The sequence below is a fragment of the Pseudomonas sp. FR229a genome (assembly GCF_030209115.1).
Taxonomy (GTDB): Bacteria; Pseudomonadota; Gammaproteobacteria; order Pseudomonadales; family Pseudomonadaceae; genus Aquipseudomonas; species Aquipseudomonas moraviensis_A.
Genome location: NZ_JARVSP010000012.1, coordinates 206,784 through 224,473, shown reverse-complemented (window position 1 = coordinate 224,473; position 17,690 = coordinate 206,784). Strand labels below are relative to the sequence as shown.

18 protein-coding genes are annotated in these 17,690 nt (G+C 60.8%); 16 read left to right on the top strand and 2 right to left on the bottom strand.

Annotated features, from left to right (window positions below; all coding sequences use genetic code 11):
* Positions 1–27 precede the first annotated feature (27 nt).
* Positions 28–3,315 carry a ribonuclease E gene (gene rne, locus QRN33_RS11580; protein ID WP_285408649.1) on the bottom strand — a complete coding sequence of 1,096 codons (3,288 nt, stop codon included), beginning with the start codon at positions 3,313–3,315 and terminating at the stop codon, positions 28–30.
* Positions 3,316–4,014: 699 nt separating this feature from the next.
* Between rne and rluC the strand changes: the two genes are divergently transcribed.
* From rluC to sppA, 3 genes are read left to right on the top strand one after another with little or no spacing between them, the layout of a single operon-like run.
* On the top strand, positions 4,015–4,974 hold the full coding sequence (rluC, locus tag QRN33_RS11575; RefSeq protein WP_064361456.1) for a 23S rRNA pseudouridine(955/2504/2580) synthase RluC: 960 nt from the start codon (positions 4,015–4,017) through the stop codon (positions 4,972–4,974).
* Positions 4,961–5,623: an HAD-IA family hydrolase gene (locus QRN33_RS11570; protein WP_083352208.1), complete on the top strand. Its 663-nt coding sequence runs from the start codon at positions 4,961–4,963 to the stop codon at positions 5,621–5,623. Before rluC ends, QRN33_RS11570 begins: the two co-directional genes overlap by 14 nt.
* 24 nt (positions 5,624–5,647) lie before the next feature.
* Positions 5,648–6,637 (top strand): signal peptide peptidase SppA, encoded by a 990-nt coding sequence (gene sppA / locus QRN33_RS11565; protein WP_083352209.1) that lies wholly within the window; start codon positions 5,648–5,650, stop codon positions 6,635–6,637.
* A gap of 120 nt (positions 6,638–6,757) precedes the next feature.
* Here sppA and QRN33_RS11560 read toward each other — a convergent pair whose 3' ends face one another.
* Complete coding sequence (locus tag QRN33_RS11560; protein WP_285408648.1) at positions 6,758–7,336, bottom strand: Maf family protein; 579 nt, start codon at positions 7,334–7,336, stop codon at positions 6,758–6,760.
* 105 nt (positions 7,337–7,441) lie between these two features.
* Between QRN33_RS11560 and QRN33_RS11555 the strand changes: the two genes are divergently transcribed.
* The 13 genes from QRN33_RS11555 (at position 7,442) to QRN33_RS11495 (ending at position 17,634) form a co-directional block, all read left to right on the top strand.
* Positions 7,442–7,969, top strand: coding sequence for a YceD family protein (locus tag QRN33_RS11555; protein WP_003204262.1), 528 nt, complete (start codon positions 7,442–7,444; stop codon positions 7,967–7,969).
* Between the two features lie 13 nt (positions 7,970–7,982).
* Positions 7,983–8,165, top strand: coding sequence for a 50S ribosomal protein L32 (gene rpmF / locus QRN33_RS11550; RefSeq protein ID WP_003179396.1), 183 nt, complete (start codon positions 7,983–7,985; stop codon positions 8,163–8,165).
* A gap of 4 nt (positions 8,166–8,169) precedes the next feature.
* On the top strand, positions 8,170–9,180 hold the full coding sequence (plsX, locus tag QRN33_RS11545) for a phosphate acyltransferase PlsX (RefSeq protein ID WP_285408647.1): 1,011 nt from the start codon (positions 8,170–8,172) through the stop codon (positions 9,178–9,180).
* A 123-nt stretch (positions 9,181–9,303) separates the two neighbouring features.
* Positions 9,304–10,242: an ACP S-malonyltransferase gene (gene fabD, locus QRN33_RS11540; RefSeq protein WP_285408646.1), complete on the top strand. Its 939-nt coding sequence runs from the start codon at positions 9,304–9,306 to the stop codon at positions 10,240–10,242.
* 16 nt (positions 10,243–10,258) lie between these two features.
* Positions 10,259–11,002 (top strand): 3-oxoacyl-ACP reductase FabG, encoded by a 744-nt coding sequence (fabG, locus tag QRN33_RS11535; RefSeq protein WP_016770989.1) that lies wholly within the window; start codon positions 10,259–10,261, stop codon positions 11,000–11,002.
* Positions 11,003–11,198: 196 nt separating this feature from the next.
* Positions 11,199–11,435, top strand: a complete 237-nt coding sequence (gene acpP, locus QRN33_RS11530) for an acyl carrier protein (RefSeq protein WP_003175607.1) — start codon at positions 11,199–11,201, stop codon at positions 11,433–11,435.
* A 108-nt stretch (positions 11,436–11,543) separates the two neighbouring features.
* Entirely contained in the window at positions 11,544–12,788 is a 1,245-nt protein-coding gene (gene fabF, locus QRN33_RS11525; protein WP_285408645.1) for a beta-ketoacyl-ACP synthase II, read from the top strand.
* Entirely contained in the window at positions 12,788–13,603 is an 816-nt protein-coding gene (pabC, locus tag QRN33_RS11520; RefSeq protein WP_064361461.1) for an aminodeoxychorismate lyase, read from the top strand. Before fabF ends, pabC begins: the two co-directional genes overlap by 1 nt.
* Before the next feature lie 3 nt (positions 13,604–13,606).
* The gene (gene mltG / locus QRN33_RS11515; RefSeq protein ID WP_285408644.1) at positions 13,607–14,800 is read left to right on the top strand and encodes an endolytic transglycosylase MltG; all 1,194 of its coding nucleotides are present in this window, start codon (positions 13,607–13,609) and stop codon (positions 14,798–14,800) included.
* Positions 14,801–14,819: 19 nt separating this feature from the next.
* Positions 14,820–15,452 carry a dTMP kinase gene (gene tmk, locus QRN33_RS11510; protein ID WP_042610705.1) on the top strand — a complete coding sequence of 211 codons (633 nt, stop codon included), beginning with the start codon at positions 14,820–14,822 and terminating at the stop codon, positions 15,450–15,452.
* Positions 15,445–16,428 carry a DNA polymerase III subunit delta' gene (locus QRN33_RS11505; protein ID WP_285408643.1) on the top strand — a complete coding sequence of 328 codons (984 nt, stop codon included), beginning with the start codon at positions 15,445–15,447 and terminating at the stop codon, positions 16,426–16,428. Before tmk ends, QRN33_RS11505 begins: the two co-directional genes overlap by 8 nt.
* 42 nt (positions 16,429–16,470) lie before the next feature.
* Positions 16,471–16,827 carry a PilZ domain-containing protein gene (locus QRN33_RS11500; RefSeq protein WP_016770983.1) on the top strand — a complete coding sequence of 119 codons (357 nt, stop codon included), beginning with the start codon at positions 16,471–16,473 and terminating at the stop codon, positions 16,825–16,827.
* A gap of 15 nt (positions 16,828–16,842) precedes the next feature.
* Positions 16,843–17,634, top strand: a complete 792-nt coding sequence (locus QRN33_RS11495; RefSeq protein WP_285408642.1) for a TatD family hydrolase — start codon at positions 16,843–16,845, stop codon at positions 17,632–17,634.
* The last annotated feature ends 56 nt before the right edge of the window (positions 17,635–17,690 follow it).

Here is a 17,690-nt window from a genome sequence, read left to right as displayed (position 1 = left end):
GGCGGGGCTTTTTAATGGCTTCAGGAATTACACGAGTGGTTTAGGCTCGTGCTGTTTTTCCTGGGCTTCTTCGCGCTGTTCAACCGCGTCCTGAACGGAGCGTGGTGCTTCAGCGATCACCGCTTCAACCGATGCTTCTTCCGCGATCGGGGCAGGGGCTGCCTCGACCACTTCAGCCGCAGCGGCTGGTTCGGCAGCCACTGGCGCCGCAGCGGCAGCCAGTTCGGCTTCCTTCTGCAGACGCTCGGCTTCACGCTTGCGACGACGCACTTCACGCGGGTCGTTTGGCGCGCGGCCGTTTGGCGTCAGGGCGCTGACCGGAGCCGGTGCTTCAACCACTGGGGCAGGCGCTTCGACTACGGCTGGTGCTTCTTCAACCTGAGCTTTCGCAACCGGTGCTTCGACAGCTGGTGCTTCAACCACTGGCTCTGGAGCCGGTTCGGCCGCTGCAACTACTGGCTCGGAAGCCATGGCCTGCGGCACTTCGACTTCAGCGACTGGCGCTGGCGCTTCGGTGACGGCTGGCTCGGCAACCCAGTTGAACGCAGTCTGCTCTTCGCGAACTTCACGCACGGTTTTGGTCACGTCTTCAGTGACGGTTTCAACCGCTGGCTCAGTGACGGCAGCTGGCGCTTCAACGGTAGCTTCTGGTTCAGCCGCCGCTTCAGCCTGAGGTTGGGCTTCGCGAACCGGGGCCACTTCGATTTCCGGTGCAGCGGTCACTTCCACAGGGGTGGTGGCTTCGACAATCGGCGCTTCGACTGGAGCAGTTTCCAGTGTGGCGGCGGTGGCGCGTTCAGCCTGCTCGTGGGCCTGGGCTTCAGCCGGCGCGCTGATGGTGCTGCTGGCAACGGCGGCGGTGACGGCCAGGCCAGCGGCCAGATCGGCAGTGCTTGGCTCACCAGCGTTTTCAGCGGACTCGGACTCTTCCGAACCTTCGATCACGTTGCCGTTGGCATCACGCTGACGCTCGCGACGGTTGCTGCGACGACGCTGACCACGGGAGCGACGACGTGGACGATCGCCTTCGGCGCTGTCCTGACCGTCTTCCGGCAGTTGCTCTTCGTTATGGGTGCTCACTTCTTCTTCAGCGACGGCAGCAGCGGCTTGTTCGGCGCGCGGTTGACGTTCTTCACGCGGCGGACGCGGAGCGCGTTCCTCGCGTGGCTGACGGGCCGGACGCTCTTCAGCCGACACGGCAGCGGTGGCTGCGGCTGCGACTGGCGCGGCGTCCAGTGGCTCGCGCAGTTCACGTACGCGTTCTTCACGCTCGCCACGCGGCTTGCGATCTTCACGCGGTGCGCGCGGTGCACGTTCTTCACGCGGGGCACGTGGTGCGCGCTCTTCGCGGGCAACCGGTGCTTCGCTGCGAGCTTCACGGGGCTCACGGACTTCACGTGGCTGACGCTCTTCACGCGGTTCGCGCGGCGCACGCTCTTCACGTGGAGCACGTTCTTCGCGCGGCTTGCGTTCTTCATCGCGGCGACCGTTACGGTTGCGGCTCTGCTGACGACCGTTGCGACGCTCTTCGTTACGCGCTGGACGCTCGGTGGCAGCCGGTTTCGCAGCGGCGACCGGTGCGGCTGGCTCTTCCTTGGTGGCGAACAGGCTGACCAGCGATTTCACCAGACCTTTGAACAGGCTCGGCTCAGGCGCGGCAACCGGTGCCGGAGCAGGGGCGGCAGGGGCAACTTCAGTCGGCACCGGCGCGTTGGCGCGGGGCGGCGCAGTCTTCACCGCAGCTTCCTGGCGAACCAAAGTACGGGTGGCAGCGGCTGGCTGGACTTCTTCGACTTCGGCAGCTGCCGCAGCGATTTCGTAGCTGGACTGGTTGGTTGCGGCTTCCGGGCTGTCATCACGCAGACGCTGAACTTCGAAGTGCGGCGTTTCGAGGTGATCGTTCGGCAGAATGACGATGCGGGCACGGGTGCGCAGTTCGATCTTGGTGATCGAGTTGCGTTTTTCGTTGAGCAGGAACGCGGCGACCGGGATCGGCACTTGCGCGCGAACTTCGGCGGTGCGGTCCTTCAGGGCTTCTTCTTCGATCAGGCGCAGGATGGCCAGCGACAGCGATTCAACGTCACGGATGATGCCGGTGCCGTTGCAACGCGGGCAGACGATGCCGCTGCTTTCGCCAAGCGATGGACGCAGGCGCTGACGGGACATTTCCAGCAGGCCGAAGCGCGAGATGCGACCGATCTGCACACGGGCGCGGTCGGCTTCCAGGCATTCACGGACTTTTTCTTCCACGGCGCGCTGGTTCTTGGCCGGGGTCATGTCGATGAAGTCGATGACGATCAGGCCGCCGATGTCGCGCAGGCGCAACTGACGGGCGATTTCTTCGGCGGCTTCAAGGTTGGTCTGCAGGGCGGTTTCTTCGATGTCGCTGCCTTTGGTGGCGCGCGCCGAGTTGATGTCGATGGACACCAGGGCTTCGGTCGGATCGATGACGATGGAGCCGCCGGAAGGCAGTTCCACGACGCGCTGGAACGCGGTCTCGATCTGGCTTTCGATCTGGAAACGGTTGAACAGCGGCACGCTGTCTTCGTACAGCTTGATCTTGCTGGCGTACTGCGGCATCACCTGGCGGATGAAGGTCAGGGCTTCGTCCTGGGCTTCAACGCTGTCGATCAGTACTTCGCCGATGTCCTGGCGCAGGTAATCGCGGATGGCGCGGATGATCACGTTGCTTTCCTGGTAGATCAGGAATGGCGCGGAGCGATCCAGCGAAGCTTCTTTGATGGCGGTCCACAGTTGCAGCAGGTAGTCGAGGTCCCACTGCATTTCTTCGCTGCTGCGGCCCAGGCCGGCAGTGCGCACGATCAGACCCATGTCGGCCGGAGCGACCAGGCCGTTCAGCGCTTCACGCAGTTCGTTGCGCTCTTCGCCTTCGATGCGACGGGAGATGCCGCCGGCACGCGGGTTGTTCGGCATCAGCACGAGGTAACGACCGGCCAGGCTGATGAAAGTGGTGAGGGCGGCGCCCTTATTGCCACGTTCTTCTTTCTCGACCTGAACGATGACTTCCTGGCCTTCGCTCAGGACGTCCTTGATGTTGACGCGGCCTTCGGGGGCTTTCTTGAAGTATTCGCGGGAGATTTCTTTGAGGGGCAGGAAGCCGTGGCGCTCGGAGCCGAAATCGACAAAGGCAGCCTCAAGGCTTGGTTCGATGCGAGTGATGCGGCCTTTATAGATGTTGGCCTTCTTCTGCTCGCGTGCACCGGATTCGATGTCCAGGTCGTAGAGGCGCTGGCCATCTACCAGTGCAACACGCAACTCTTCGGGTTGAGTTGCGTTAATCAGCATTCTTTTCATGTAGTACCGTCGGTTTCCGGGCTGCCGGAAACGGCGTTCGGCACACACGACTTCTCACGGTCGGTGTCAGGTGCGTCGGGAGTGGTTGGCCATTCCCGTGTCCAGCGATGTCCGGCCAATTGGGCCGATACCGCGACGTACGCGTCCTGCTTGCTGTGGCTACTTAAGCACTCAGTCAGGAGGAGGAATCAACCAGCGGCTGTGGACGAGATGAAGCGTCTTGATCAAAGCTTGTTGCTACACAGTCCGGCGGTTGTGCATCTCCACCCTACACGTATCCCTGATAATTCGGGTGCTGCCGCGCGCAGAATCCGCAGCGGGTTGGCATTTACCGTGAGCTCCGAAAGGGGAGGTCACGCATCATGGCTAATTCAGGCGATGTTTCCGAAACATTCGCTCGGGGTCATTCGCAGTCGACTGCACTTTGTGAACTGGCCTCGAATGTTGCCTGCCGGGCGAGTGAGAACTCTGCTCGGCGGTGTAATTCAGGCCTCATGTCACCTGCGCTCGTTACAACCGCAAACTCCACCGTTACGTAGCGAAAGCCCCGTAGGACGGCCTCGCGCCCTGGTGAATTGCGTTGGTCAGGGCCGGTCTTTGACCGTGGTTCCGCTGTCCAGGCCGCTTTTGGCGGCGTTCGCGACTATAGCAGCAATGATTAAGTGCTTCAATTCCATAAAAATTGTTATCATCCGCGGCATGACAACTACTGCCCCTTCGACTCCAGGCGTTCAACTGCTTGAAGTCTCGCCGGAGTATGCCGGCCAACGAATCGACAACTTTCTCCTCGCCCGGCTCAAAGGCGTGCCCAAGACCTTGATTTACCGCATTTTGCGCAAAGGCGAAGTGCGCGTGAACAAAGGTCGGATCAAGCCCGAATACAAGCTCCAGGCCGGCGATATCGTGCGCGTGCCGCCGGTTCGCGTGCCTGAGCGCGACGAGCCGGTGCCCCTGGCCCAAGGGCTGCTGCAGCGGCTGGAAGCGTCGATTGTCTACGAAGACAAAGCCCTGATCGTGATCAACAAGCCCGCCGGCATTGCGGTTCACGGCGGCAGCGGGCTGAATTTCGGGGTGATCGAAGCCTTTCGTCAGTTGCGTCCCGATGCCAAGGAGCTGGAACTGGTTCACCGTCTCGACCGTGACACCTCCGGCCTGCTGATGATCGCCAAGAAGCGCAGCATGTTGCGCCACTTGCACGAGCAACTGCGCGGCGACGGCGTCGACAAGCGCTACATGGCACTGGTCCGCGGCAACTGGGCAACATCGATCAAGCAAGTCCGTGCGCCATTGCTCAAGAGCAATCTGCGTTCCGGCGAGCGCATGGTTGAAGTCAACGATGAAGGCAAGGAGGCTCTGACCGTGTTCAAGGTGCTGCGCCGCTTCGGCGACTTTGCCACCATGGTCGAGGCCAAACCGGTTACCGGGCGTACCCACCAGATTCGTGTGCACACCCTGCACGCCGGGCATTGCATCGCCGGCGACAGCAAGTACGGCGACGACGATTTCACTAGGGAAATCCGCGATCTGGGTGGCAAGCGCTTGTTCCTGCACGCCTACATGCTGACTGTGCCGCTGCCCGATGGCGGCAAGCTGACCCTTCAGGCACCGGTTGACGAAATGTGGGCCAAGACCGTGGAGCGATTGAGTGCGCCCATCTGATTACAAGCTGCTGATTTTCGACTGGGACGGCACCCTCGCCGATTCCATTCACCGGATCGTCGAGGCCATGCATTCGGCGTCCGGCCGTTCCGGGTTCGAGCTGCGCGATGACTTCGCCGTAAAAGGCATCATCGGTCTCGGCTTGCCGGAAGCGATTCGCACCCTGTACCCCGAAATCAGCGACGCAGAACTGCTCGCGTTTCGCGAGTACTACGCCGATCACTACATCGCTGCCGAAGCCGTGCCTTCGCCGCTATTCGAAGGCGTGGTCGAGTCGATGGCGTCGTTTCGCGAACAGGGCTATCACCTGGCGGTGGCGACCGGCAAAAACCGGCGCGGACTGGATCGTGTGCTCAAGGCCAATGGCTGGGAAGATTATTTCGATATCACCCGTGCCGCCGATGAAACTGCCAGCAAGCCGCACCCTCTGATGCTTGAGCAGATCGTCAGCCACTGCGGCGTGCGCCCGGAGCAGGCGTTGATGGTCGGTGATTCGTCGTTCGATCTGCTGATGGCGCGCAATGCGGGAATGGATTCGGTGGCGGTCAGTTATGGCGCGCAATCGATCGAGTCCCTGCAGCAGTTTGAGCCGCGGCTGTCGATCGACCGTTTTTCTGAATTGCATGCCTGGCTGGGTCAGCGGGCTTAATACGTTTTTGCTGGGGTAGATGGCATGACCGACGAATGGAAAGCACCGGCCAAGGCAAGTGCCGACGACGGTGACGCGAAAAGCTGGAAGCTGTTGGAAAAAACTCTGCTGGCTGGTGTGCAGGAACAACGCCGTTCGCGGCGCTGGGGGATTTTCTTCAAGCTGCTGACGTTTGTTTATCTGTTTGTTGCGCTGCTGCTGTTCACGCCGCTGATGGACATGGAAAAAAGCGCCACCCGCGGCCCGAACTACACGGCGTTGATCGAGATCGACGGCGTAATCGCCGACAAGGAGCCAGCCAGCGCCGACAATATCGTGGGCAGCCTGCGCGCGGCGTTCGAAGACAAAAAGGTCAAGGGCGTGATCCTGCGCATCAACAGCCCGGGCGGCAGTCCGGTGCAGTCGGGTTATGTCTATGACGAGATCAAGCGTCTGCGTGCTCTGCACCCGGAGATCAAGCTCTACGCAGTGATTTCCGATCTAGGTGCCTCCGGTGCTTACTACATCGCCAGCGCGGCGGACCAGATTTACGCCGACAAGGCCAGTCTGGTGGGCTCGATCGGCGTGACAGCGGCGGGTTACGGTTTCGTCGGCACCATGGAAAAACTGGGTGTTGAGCGTCGCACCTACACCTCCGGCGAGCACAAGGCGTTTCTCGACCCGTTCCAGCCGCAAAAGCCTGAAGAAACCGCGTTCTGGCAAGGCGTGCTCGACACTACGCACAAGCAGTTCATCAACAGCGTCAAGCAGGGTCGTGGCGAACGCCTGAAAGACAAAGAACATCCGGAGCTGTTTTCCGGGCTGGTCTGGTCGGGTGAGCAGGCGCTGCCGCTGGGCCTGATCGACGGCCTGGGCAGTGCCAGTTCGGTGGCGCGTGATGTGATTGGCGAGAAGGAACTGGTGGACTTCACTGTGCAGGAATCGCCGTTCGATCGTTTCTCGAAGAAGCTTGGTGCCAGCGTGGCGGAGCAATTGGCGATGTGGATGGGTTTCCACGGGCCTTCGTTGCGGTAAATTGCCGGTAGATCAAAAGATCGCAGCCTGCGGCAGTTCTTACAGGATTAATGTTCACTCGCTTTTTTTTGCGGTGACGCCGATTCTGTAGGAGCTGCCGAAGGCTGCGATCTTTTGCTTTTAAGGGATTTGCACACCTTCGGCCAGCAACATATCGATCAGGCGAATCAGCGGCAGGCCGATCAGGCTGGTGGCGTCCGGACCTTCGGTCGATTGAAACAGGCTTACACCCAAGCCTTCGGCCTTGAAGCTGCCGGCGCAGTCGTACGGCTGCTCAATGCGCAGGTAGCGCTCGATGCGCGCCTGATCCAGCTGACGCATGTGCACGGTGAACGGCACGCAGTCGACCTGGCATTGCCCGGTCTGGCTGTTGAGCAGCGCCAGGCCGGTGAGGAAGGTCACGCTCGCGCCGCTGGCGGCCATCAGCTGATCGCGGGCCTTTTCGAAGGTGTGCGGCTTGCCGATGATCTGTTCGCCGAGGACGGCGACCTGATCCGAGCCAATGATCAGATGAGCAGGGTGGCTGTCCGCCAAGGCCCGGGCTTTTTCCTCGGCAAGACGTTTGACCAGGCCGAGCGCGGACTCGCCCGGGCGATGACTTTCATCGATGTCCGGTGAGCTGCAGACGAACGGCAGGTGCAGGCGGGCGAGCAATTGGCGGCGATAAGTCGAGCTTGAAGCGAGTAATAAAGGCAGCATGGACGTCTCCTGGGGCAGGTGCGGATTCTAGCGGAGGCGCGCAAGTGACGGACAGGGCACAATTTCCTTTGACATGGGTGGGTGCATCCCTATAATGCTGCGCCTATGTTGAATGACCCGATTCCACCTCACGTTGACCCGCGCAAATTGGCTGACCGTGGCACCACCCTTCAAGGTGAACTGCTGCTGGCCGATTTGAAGAGACTCTGCGACCCGCTTTCCGACGATGTCGGTACGGTGCAGGCCAAATTCGTTTTTGAACGAGATGAACGTAAGTCTGTGGTCATCCACAGCTTTATCGACACCGAAGTCAAAATGGTTTGCCAGCGTTGTCTTGAGCTGGTCACCCTGCCGATCCACAGCGAATGCAGTTACGCGGTGGTGAAGGAGGGTGCGAATACCCAGTCGTTGCCGAAAGGTTATGACGTGCTGGAACTGGGCGAAGATCCATTGGATCTGCAGTCACTGATCGAGGAGGAGCTTCTGCTCGCCTTGCCCATTGTGCCTGCTCATCATCCGGAAGAATGCCAGCAGCCGGCGGGAGCAGATGAGCCCGAACCGAGCGAGGACGAGGTAACGCGGTCCAACCCGTTCAGTGTATTGGCGCAGTTAAAGCGTGACCCAAACGTTTAGGAGTTAATCAATTATGGCTGTTCAGCAGAACAAAAAATCCCGCTCTGCCCGTGACATGCGCCGTTCGCACGACGCTCTCGAGGCTAGCACCCTGTCTGTAGAAAAAACCACCGGTGAAGTTCACCTGCGTCACCACGTATCGCCAGAAGGCGTATACCGTGGCCGTAAAGTGATCGACAAGGGCGCTGACGAGTAATCACTTGTCCGCTCAAGTCATCGCGATTGACGCAATGGGCGGGGACTTCGGTCCCCGCAGCATTGTTCAGGCCAGTCTCGCTTGCCTGTCTGCTACGCCCTCGTTGCACCTGACCCTCGTCGGTCAACCCTCCCTTCTTGAAGAACTGATCCACGGCCAATCGGCTGCCGATCGCGCGCGCCTGACGATTGTTGCGGCCAGCGAAGTCATCACCATGGACGAAAAACCTGCTCAGGCCCTGCGTGGCAAGCCGGATTCGTCGATGCGTGTCGCCCTCGAATTGCTCCGCGATGGCAAGGTGCAGGCCTGTGTCAGTGCCGGCAATACCGGGGCGTTGATGGCGTTGTCGCGTTTTGTCCTGAAGACGCTGCCCGGCATTGATCGTCCGGCCATGGTGGCGGCGATTCCGACGCAGACCGGTTATTGCCAGTTGCTCGATCTTGGCGCCAACGTCGATTGCAGTGCCGAGCACCTGTTGCAGTTCGCTGTGATGGGTTCGGTGGCTGCGCAGACCTTGGGGATTGCCCGTCCGCGTGTGGCGTTGCTGAACATCGGCACCGAAGACATCAAGGGCAATCAGCAGGTCAAGCTGGCGGCGACGCTGTTGCAGGCTGCGCGCGGGATCAACTACATCGGCTTCATCGAAGGCGACGGCTTGTATCGCGGCGAGGCCGATGTGGTGGTCTGTGACGGTTTCGTCGGCAATATTCTGCTCAAATCCAGCGAGGGGCTGGCGACGATGATCGCGGCGCGCATCGAGGCTCTGTTCAAGAAAAACCTGGCTTCTCGCGCTGTAGGTGCGCTCGCGATGCCGTTGATGAAGCGTCTGCAGGCCGATCTGGCCCCGGCGCGACATAATGGCGCAAGCTTTCTCGGCTTGCAGGGCATCGTCGTGAAAAGTCACGGATCGGCCGGGGTGCAGGGCTTTCAGAGTGCGATTCAGCGCGCGCTGATCGAGATTCAGGAGAACCTGCCCGAGCGCCTCCACGGTCGTCTGGAGGATCTGTTGTCTTAGGCGTTTTCGTCGGACAATGCTTAAATGTGACCGCCCGGTTCAAAGGGCCATCCAAACTGTCAGTTTCTCCCGTCCCGAGCGGGACGTTATTTTCCGACGACAAGATCATTAGGGGCTTGTTACATGTCTGCTTCCCTCGCATTCGTCTTTCCAGGACAGGGTTCGCAGTCCCTCGGCATGCTGGCCGAGCTGGGCGCGCAACATCCGCTGATCCTCGAAACATTTCAAGAAGCCTCTGCTGCGCTGGGCTATGACCTGTGGGCATTGACCCAGCAGGGGCCGGAAGAGCTGCTCAATCAAACTGATAAAACCCAGCCGGCCATTCTGACCGCATCGATCGCCCTGTGGCGTCTGTGGCTGGCTGAAGGTGGCGCGCGTCCGGCATTCGTCGCCGGTCATAGCCTGGGTGAGTACAGTGCCTTGGTCGCCGCCGGTAGCCTGACCCTGGCTGACGCGGTCAAGCTCGTCGAGCGCCGTGGCCAGTTGATGCAGGAAGCGGTGCCGGCCGGGCAGGGCGGCATGGCCGCGATTCTCGGTCTGGAAGATGCCGATGTGCTGGCAGCCTGCGCCGAAGCGGCGCAAGGCGAAGTCGTCAGCGCGGTGAACTTCAACTCGCCAGGCCAAGTGGTGATCGCCGGCGCCAAGGCAGCCGTCGAGCGCGCCATCGAAGGCTGCAAGGCCCGTGGTGCCAAACGCGCCATGCCGTTGCCGGTGAGCGTGCCATCGCACTGTGAACTGATGCGTCCGGCTGCCGAGCGCTTCGCTGAGTCGATCGCTGCCATCGACTGGCAGGCGCCGCAGATCCCGGTCGTCCAGAACGTCAGCGCACAAGTGCCGGCCGATCTGGAAACCCTCAAGCGTGATCTGTTGGAACAACTCTACAAGCCAGTGCGCTGGGTTGAATCGGTGCAGACCCTGGCGGGCAAGGACGCCACGAATCTGGTCGAATGCGGCCCGGGCAAAGTCCTGGCCGGCCTGAACAAACGTTGCGCCGAAGGCGTTTCGACTTCCAATCTCAATACCCCAGACGCCTTCGCTGCCGCTCGTGCAGCGCAGGCCTGAATCAGGAGAAACTTGCATGAGTCTGCAAGGTAAAGTTGCACTGGTCACCGGTGCAAGCCGCGGTATCGGCCAGGCCATCGCACTGGAACTGGGTCGTCAGGGCGCCATCGTTGTTGGCACCGCGACCTCCGCGTCGGGCGCCGAGCGCATTGCTGCGACCCTGAAGGAAAACGGCATTCAGGGTGCCGGTTTCGAACTCAACGTCACCAGCGACGAGTCGGTCAGCGCCGTGCTGGCGGGCATTCAGGAGCAGTTCGGTGCGCCGGTGGCGATTCTGGTCAATAATGCCGGTATCACCCGCGATAACCTGATGATGCGCATGAAAGACGACGAATGGTACGACGTGATCGATACCAACCTGAACAGTCTGTATCGCCTGTCCAAGGGCGTTCTGCGCGGCATGACCAAGGCACGTTGGGGTCGAATTATCAGTATTGGCTCGGTGGTGGGTGCCATGGGCAACGCCGGCCAAGTAAACTATGCAGCCGCCAAGGCCGGTCTGGAAGGTTTCAGCCGGGCGATGGCGCGTGAAGTCGGTTCGCGTTCGATTACGGTCAACTCGGTAACCCCAGGGTTCATCGACACCGATATGACCCGCGAGCTGCCTGAAGCACAGCGTGAAGCCTTGCAGACGCAGATTCCGCTGGGTCGTCTGGGACAAGCTCAAGAGATCGCGTCCGTGGTCGCTTTTCTTGCATCCGACGGTGCGGCATACGTTACCGGGGCTACAATCCCGGTGAACGGTGGGATGTACATGTAAGTAAAATGTGACGGATTGCTTCAAAAAAATGTCATACGAGCTGTCTAAAATCCGTTATAAAGCTGCAATCTATTTATAGGCAGAGGGTCGCAGGGTTTGAGGAGTGAAGCTTTCAGTTGAAAAGCTGAAAAGTCTTTCTATACACTTACCCACTGGCCAGCTGCCTGAATTTGTCCATTAGGAGTGAAAACAAGGTATGAGCACCATCGAAGAGCGCGTCAAGAAAATCGTTGCCGAGCAACTGGGTGTTAAAGAAGAAGAAGTGGTCAACACCGCTTCCTTCGTAGAAGACCTGGGTGCCGACTCCCTTGACACCGTTGAGCTGGTGATGGCTCTGGAAGAGGAATTCGAGACCGAAATCCCTGACGAAGAAGCTGAAAAGATCACTACTGTACAAGCTGCAATCGACTACGTTACCAGCCACCAGGCGTAATAGTTTGTAATCGTTGCTTGCTGTCATGGAAAAACCGCACTGCCATCATGGCGTGCGGTTTTTTCTTTAGGCCTGATGCAAAGTCGTCATTTGAAAAAGGAGAGTGCTGTGTCGCGTAGACGCGTCGTAGTCACCGGTATGGGTATGTTGTCGCCACTGGGCACGGATGTGCCGAGCAGTTGGCAGGGCATTATGGCTGGCCGCAGTGGCATTGGTCTGATCGAACACACCGACCTTTCTGCCTATTCGACCCGCTTTGGCGGTTCGGTCAAAGGCTTCAATGTCGAGGAGTACCTGTCGGTCAAGGAAGCGCGCAAGCTCGACCTGTTCATTCAGTACGGCCTCGCCGCAGGTTTTCAAGCCGTGCGCAACGCCGGTCTGGAAGTCACCGACGCCAACCGTGAGCGCATTGGCGTGGCCATGGGTTCGGGTATCGGCGGTCTGACCAACATCGAAGAAACCAGTCGCACCCTGCACGAGACCGGTCCGCGACGGATCTCGCCGTTCTTTGTGCCTGGCTCGATCATCAATATGATTTCCGGTTTCCTGTCGATCCATCTGGGCGCACAGGGACCCAACTACGCTATCGCCACCGCGTGCACCACCGGTACGCACTGTATCGGCATGGCCGCGCGCAACATCATGTATGACGAAGCCGACGTGATGATTGCCGGCGGTGCGGAAATGGCCGCTTGCGGCCTGGGCATGGGCGGCTTCGGCGCGTCCCGTGCGCTGTCGACCCGCAACGACGAGCCGACCCGCGCCAGTCGTCCATGGGACAAAGGCCGTGATGGCTTCGTCCTGTCCGACGGCGCCGGTGCGCTGGTTCTTGAAGAACTCGAACACGCCAAGGCGCGCGGCGCGACGATCTACGCCGAGCTGATCGGTTTCGGCACCAGTGGCGATGCGTTCCACATGACCTCGCCACCCGCCGACGGCGCCGGTGCCGCGCGCTGCATCACCAATGCCCTGCGCGATGCGAAGATCAATGTCGATCAAGTGCAGTACATCAACGCTCACGGAACTTCGACCCCGGCCGGTGACCTTGCCGAAGCCAACGCGATCAAGTCGGTGTTCGGCGATCACGCCTACAAGCTGGCGGTCAGCTCGACCAAGTCGATGACCGGTCACCTGCTGGGTGCAGCGGGCGCCGTCGAGGCGATCTTCAGCGTGCTGGCGATCAACAGCCAGGTAGCACCGCCCACCATCAACCTCGATGAGCCGGACGAAGGCTGCGATCTCGATTTCGTCGCGCACACTGCGCGCAACATGGATATCGATGTCGTGCTGTCCAACTCCTTCGGTTTTGGCGGCACCAACGGCACTCTGGCGTTCCGCCGGTTCGCGGGCTGATGGAGAGCTGGGTCGACGGTCAACCGGCTGACGCGCTGTCGCTGAAAGATCGCGGCCTGGCTTACGGCGATGGTCTGTTCGAGACCATTGCTGTGCGCAGTGGTCGGCCGATCCTGCTGGATCGGCACCTGACGCGTCTGGCCGAGGGCTGTATGCGTCTGGCCATCTCTACCGATATCGAGCTGATTCGCCACGAGCTGCTGAGCTATGCGACAGCGATGGGCGAGGGCGTGCTCAAGCTCATCCTCACTCGCGGTGACGGTCTGCGCGGTTATGCGCCCGACCCTGCGGCGCAGGGCCGACGCATTCTGCAAGGCAATCCGCCGGCGGCTTATCCCGCTGCCCATGCCGAGCACGGCATCCGCCTCTTTCCCTGCAACACCCGCTTGTCTACGCAGCCTTTGTTGGCTGGACTCAAACATCTGAATCGACTCGAGCAGGTGCTTGCCCGCGCCGAGTGGCAGGACAGCGAGCATGCCGAAGGCTTGATGCTCGATCAGGCCGGGCGCGTCGTCGAAGGCGTGTTCAGCAATATTTTCCTGGTGCGCGACGGTGGTCTGATCACGCCCGACTTGAAGCGCTGCGGCGTCGCTGGTGTGATGCGCGGGGAAATATTGTTTCAGGCCGAGTCACTGGCCATCCCTGCGCAAATCGCCGATATCAGCCTCGATCACCTGCAATGGGCTGATGAAGTGTTTGTCTGCAACAGCGTTTATGGCGTCTGGCCGGTACGCGCCTGTGCCGCACTGAGCTGGCCGGTTGGCCCGCTCACCCGTAAACTGCAAACCATTGCCCGCGCGCTACTGGATGCTTGATTCGTGAGACGTAAACTTTTGCTGCTGCTGGAAACCGGACTGGTTCTGGCAGGGCTGCTGTTGGGCGCCAGCGCCTGGAAAATTCATTCGGCACTGGAACAGCCCCTGAACATCACGCAGGAGCAACTGCTGGATGTGCCGAAAGGCTCCACTCCGACCCGTACCTTCCTTGAACTCGAGACCGATGGCGTCATCAAGGACGCGTTCTGGCTGCGCGTCTACTGGCGCTTCAACCTCGCCGGCACGCCGATTCACAGCGGCGAGTACCGCATGCAGCCGGGCATGACCGTCAACGGTCTGATCGATTCGTGGAAGCGCGGCGACGTGGTTCAGTACAGCCTGACCCTGGTCGAAGGCTGGACTTTCCATCAAGTGCGCGCCGCCCTGGCCAAGGACGACAAGCTCGAGCAGACCCTCAACGGTCTGAGCGACGGCGACGTCATGGCCAAGATTGGCCATAAGGGCTTGTTCCCTGAAGGCCGGTTCTTCCCGGACACCTATCGTTTCGTGCGCGGCATGTCCGATGCCGAGCTGCTGAAGAAGGCCTTTGACCGCCTCGACGAAGTGCTTGCCAAAGAGTGGGCGCAGCGTTCCGCCGATGTGCCTTACACCGAACCCTATCAAGCGCTGATCATGGCTTCACTGGTCGAGAAGGAAACCGGCGTACCGCAGGAACGCGGCCAGATTGCCGGCGTCTTTGTGCGGCGGATGGCGCTGGGCATGCAGTTGCAGACCGACCCGACGGTGATTTATGGCCTCGGTGATCGCTACACCGGCAAACTGACCCGCGCGCATTTGAAAGAGCCGACGCCTTACAACACGTACGTGATTCCCGGCTTGCCGCCGACGCCGATTGCGATGGTCGGACGCGAAGCGATTCACGCTGCGCTCAATCCGGTAGACGGCAGCAGCCTGTATTTCGTCGCTCGTGGCGATGGCAGCCATGTGTTTTCCGATGATCTGGATGCGCACAACAACGCAGTGCGCGAGTACCAGCTCAAACGCCGTGCCGATTACCGTTCCAGCCCGGCGCCAGTGAACGCGCCCGAAACGGCGCCGGCCACCGATGAGGCGATTCCGGCCGCTTCGCCGAACACCGCGCCCGAGGCGCTGCCCGAAGTGCCATCGAAAGCGCCGCCGCAAGATCCGGCGCCAGCCCAAGAACCGGACGCCGCTGCACCGCAGAACGCGCGATGACTTTGATGAAGGACTGCCTGTGACTGGCTTGTTTATTACCCTGGAAGGCCCGGAAGGCGCGGGCAAGAGCACCAATCGCGAATACCTCGCCGAGCGCCTGCGCGCCGCCGGTATCGAAGTGGTGCTCACCCGTGAGCCGGGTGGCACGCCACTGGCCGAGCGGATTCGCGAGGTGTTGCTGACACCGGCCGACGAAGTGATGCACCCGGACGCCGAGTTGTTGCTGGTATTCGCCGCACGCGCGCAGCATCTGGCAGAGGTGATTCGCCCGGCGCTGGCCCGTGGCGCGGTGGTGCTGTGTGATCGCTTCACCGATTCGACGTACGCCTATCAGGGCGGCGGTCGGGGTTTGTCGCTGGAGCGCATCGCCACTCTGGAGACTTTCGTGCAGGGCGACTTGCGTCCCGATCTGACGCTGATTTTCGATCTGCCCGTGGAAATCGGTCTGGCCCGTGCCAGTGCCCGTGGTCGACTGGACCGTTTCGAACTGGAAGGGCGGGCGTTTTTCGAAAGCGTGCGCAATGCGTTCCTGAAACGCGCCGAAGCCGACCCTTCGCGCTATGTGCGCATCGATGCCGGTCAGCCATTGGCCAAGGTCCAGCAATCGCTGGACACCTTGCTGCCGAATCTGCTGGAGCTGGCCCGTGGCTGAGGCCTATCCATGGCAGGACAACCTCTGGCAGCAACTGGCCGGACGCAGTCAGCACGCCCACGCGTATCTGCTGCACGGCCCTGCCGGGATCGGCAAACGTGCGCTTGCCGAACGTCTGATGGCCAGCCTGCTGTGCCAGCGGCCAACCCCCGAGGCCTGTGGCGAGTGCAAATCCTGCCTGCTGCTCAAGGCCGGCAGTCACCCGGACAATTACATTCTGCAGCCGGAAGAAGCGGACAAGGCGATCAAGGTCGATCAGGTTCGTGATCTGGTCAGTTTCGTCGTGCAGACCGCGCAGCTCGGCGGGCGCAAAGTGGTGCTGATCGAGCCGGTCGAGTCGATGAACATCAACGCTGCCAACGCCTTGCTGAAAAGCCTCGAAGAGCCCTCAGGGGATACCGTGCTGCTGTTGGTCAGCCATCAGCCGAGCCGTTTGTTGCCGACCATCAAGAGCCGTTGCGTGCAGCAGGCCTGCCCGCTGCCGGGTGAGGCGATGAGCCTGGAGTGGCTGGCTCAGGCGCTGCCGGATCGCGCCGAAGAAGAACGCGTCGAACTGCTGACCCTCGCCGCCGGCTCGCCGCTGATGGCGGTCAGCCTGCAAGCCCAGGGCGTGCGTGAACAGCGCGCGCTAGTGGTCGAAGGCGTGAAGAAGTTGCTCAAAGGGCAGCAATCGCCGACGCAGCTGGCGGAAGAGTGGAAAAGCATTCCGATGCTGCGTCTGTTCGACTGGTTCTGCGACTGGTCGAGCCTGATCCTGCGCTATCAGTTGACCCAGGACGAAGCCGGCCTTGGCCTGGCCGATATGCGCAAGGTTGTGCAATATCTGGCGCAGAAAAGCGCGCAGGGCAAAGTGCTGGAGATTCAGGACTGGATTCTCGCCCAACGGCAGAAAGTCCTGAGCAAGGCCAACCTCAATCCGGCGCTGTTGCTGGAAGCGTTGTTGGTGCAATGGGTGGGATTGCCTGGTCAAAGATAAGAATGTGTACCTAGACTCTGAAGATCAGCAGTGGAGGTGAACATGATTGAACCTGTCAGCCCGGGGCCGCGTAACGGCATCCTGTCCCTGACCATCAAGGACAAGTCGGTGCTTTACGCCGCGTATATGCCGTTCATCAAGAACGGTGGTCTGTTCATCCCGACCAACAAAAGCTACAGGTTGGGCGACGAGGTGTTCATGCTTTTGCACCTGATGGATGAAGCGGAAAAAATTCCGGTCGCCGGCAAGGTCGCCTGGATCACCCCCAAAGGCGCGCAAGGCAATCGCGCCGCCGGCGTCGGCGTGCAATTCAACGACGGCGACGACACCGCGCGCAGTCGCATCGAAACTCATCTGGCCGGAGCGCTGAAATCCGACCGTCCCACTCATACGATGTAAGTTGCAGTCTTTTTTATGCTCGTAGATTCCCATTGTCACCTTGATCGCCTCGACCTCGCCGCCCATGACGGCTCGCTGGATGCCGCACTTGCTGCGGCCCGTGAGCGCGGGGTCGGACATTTTCTGTGCATCGGCGTCAGTGCCGACAACGCCGCCGACGTCAAAGCCCTCGCCGAGCGTTATGCCGACGTCGACTGTTCGGTGGGCGTGCATCCGCTGGATGTGCATCCGGGCGCGGCACCGGCGCTTGACTGGTTGTTGCACGAACTCAACCACCCGAAAGTGGTGGCAATCGGCGAGACCGGCCTCGACTATCACTACGAGCCGGAAGCCGCCGAATTGCAGCAGGAGTCGTTTCGCCTGCATCTGCAGGCGGCGCAGCAGACCGGTAAGCCGGTGATCATCCACACTCGCGGCGCGCGTGCCGACACCCTCGAACTGCTGCGCGAAGCGGCGTTGCCCCAGGCCGGTGTGTTGCATTGTTTCACCGAAGACTGGGACATGGCGAAAGCGGCGCTGGACATGGGCTATTACATTTCCCTGTCAGGCATCGTTACGTTCCGCAACGCCGACGCGCTGCGCGATGTGGCGAGCAAAGTGCCGGCCGATCGCCTGCTGGTGGAAACCGATTCGCCGTATCTGGCGCCGATTCCTTATCGCGGCAAGCCGAACCTGCCGCAGTACGTGCGCGAAGTCGCGGAGTTTCTGGCGATGCTGCGTGGTGAGAACTACGAGCGCTTTGCCGAGCAGACCACAGAAAATTTCAAGCGTCTGTTCCCGCTGGCGAGTGTTAAATCTGCCCTGTGACGGCTGACCAAATCGCAGGCAAAAAAAACCCGGGTTCTGGGGGGTGAATCCGGGTT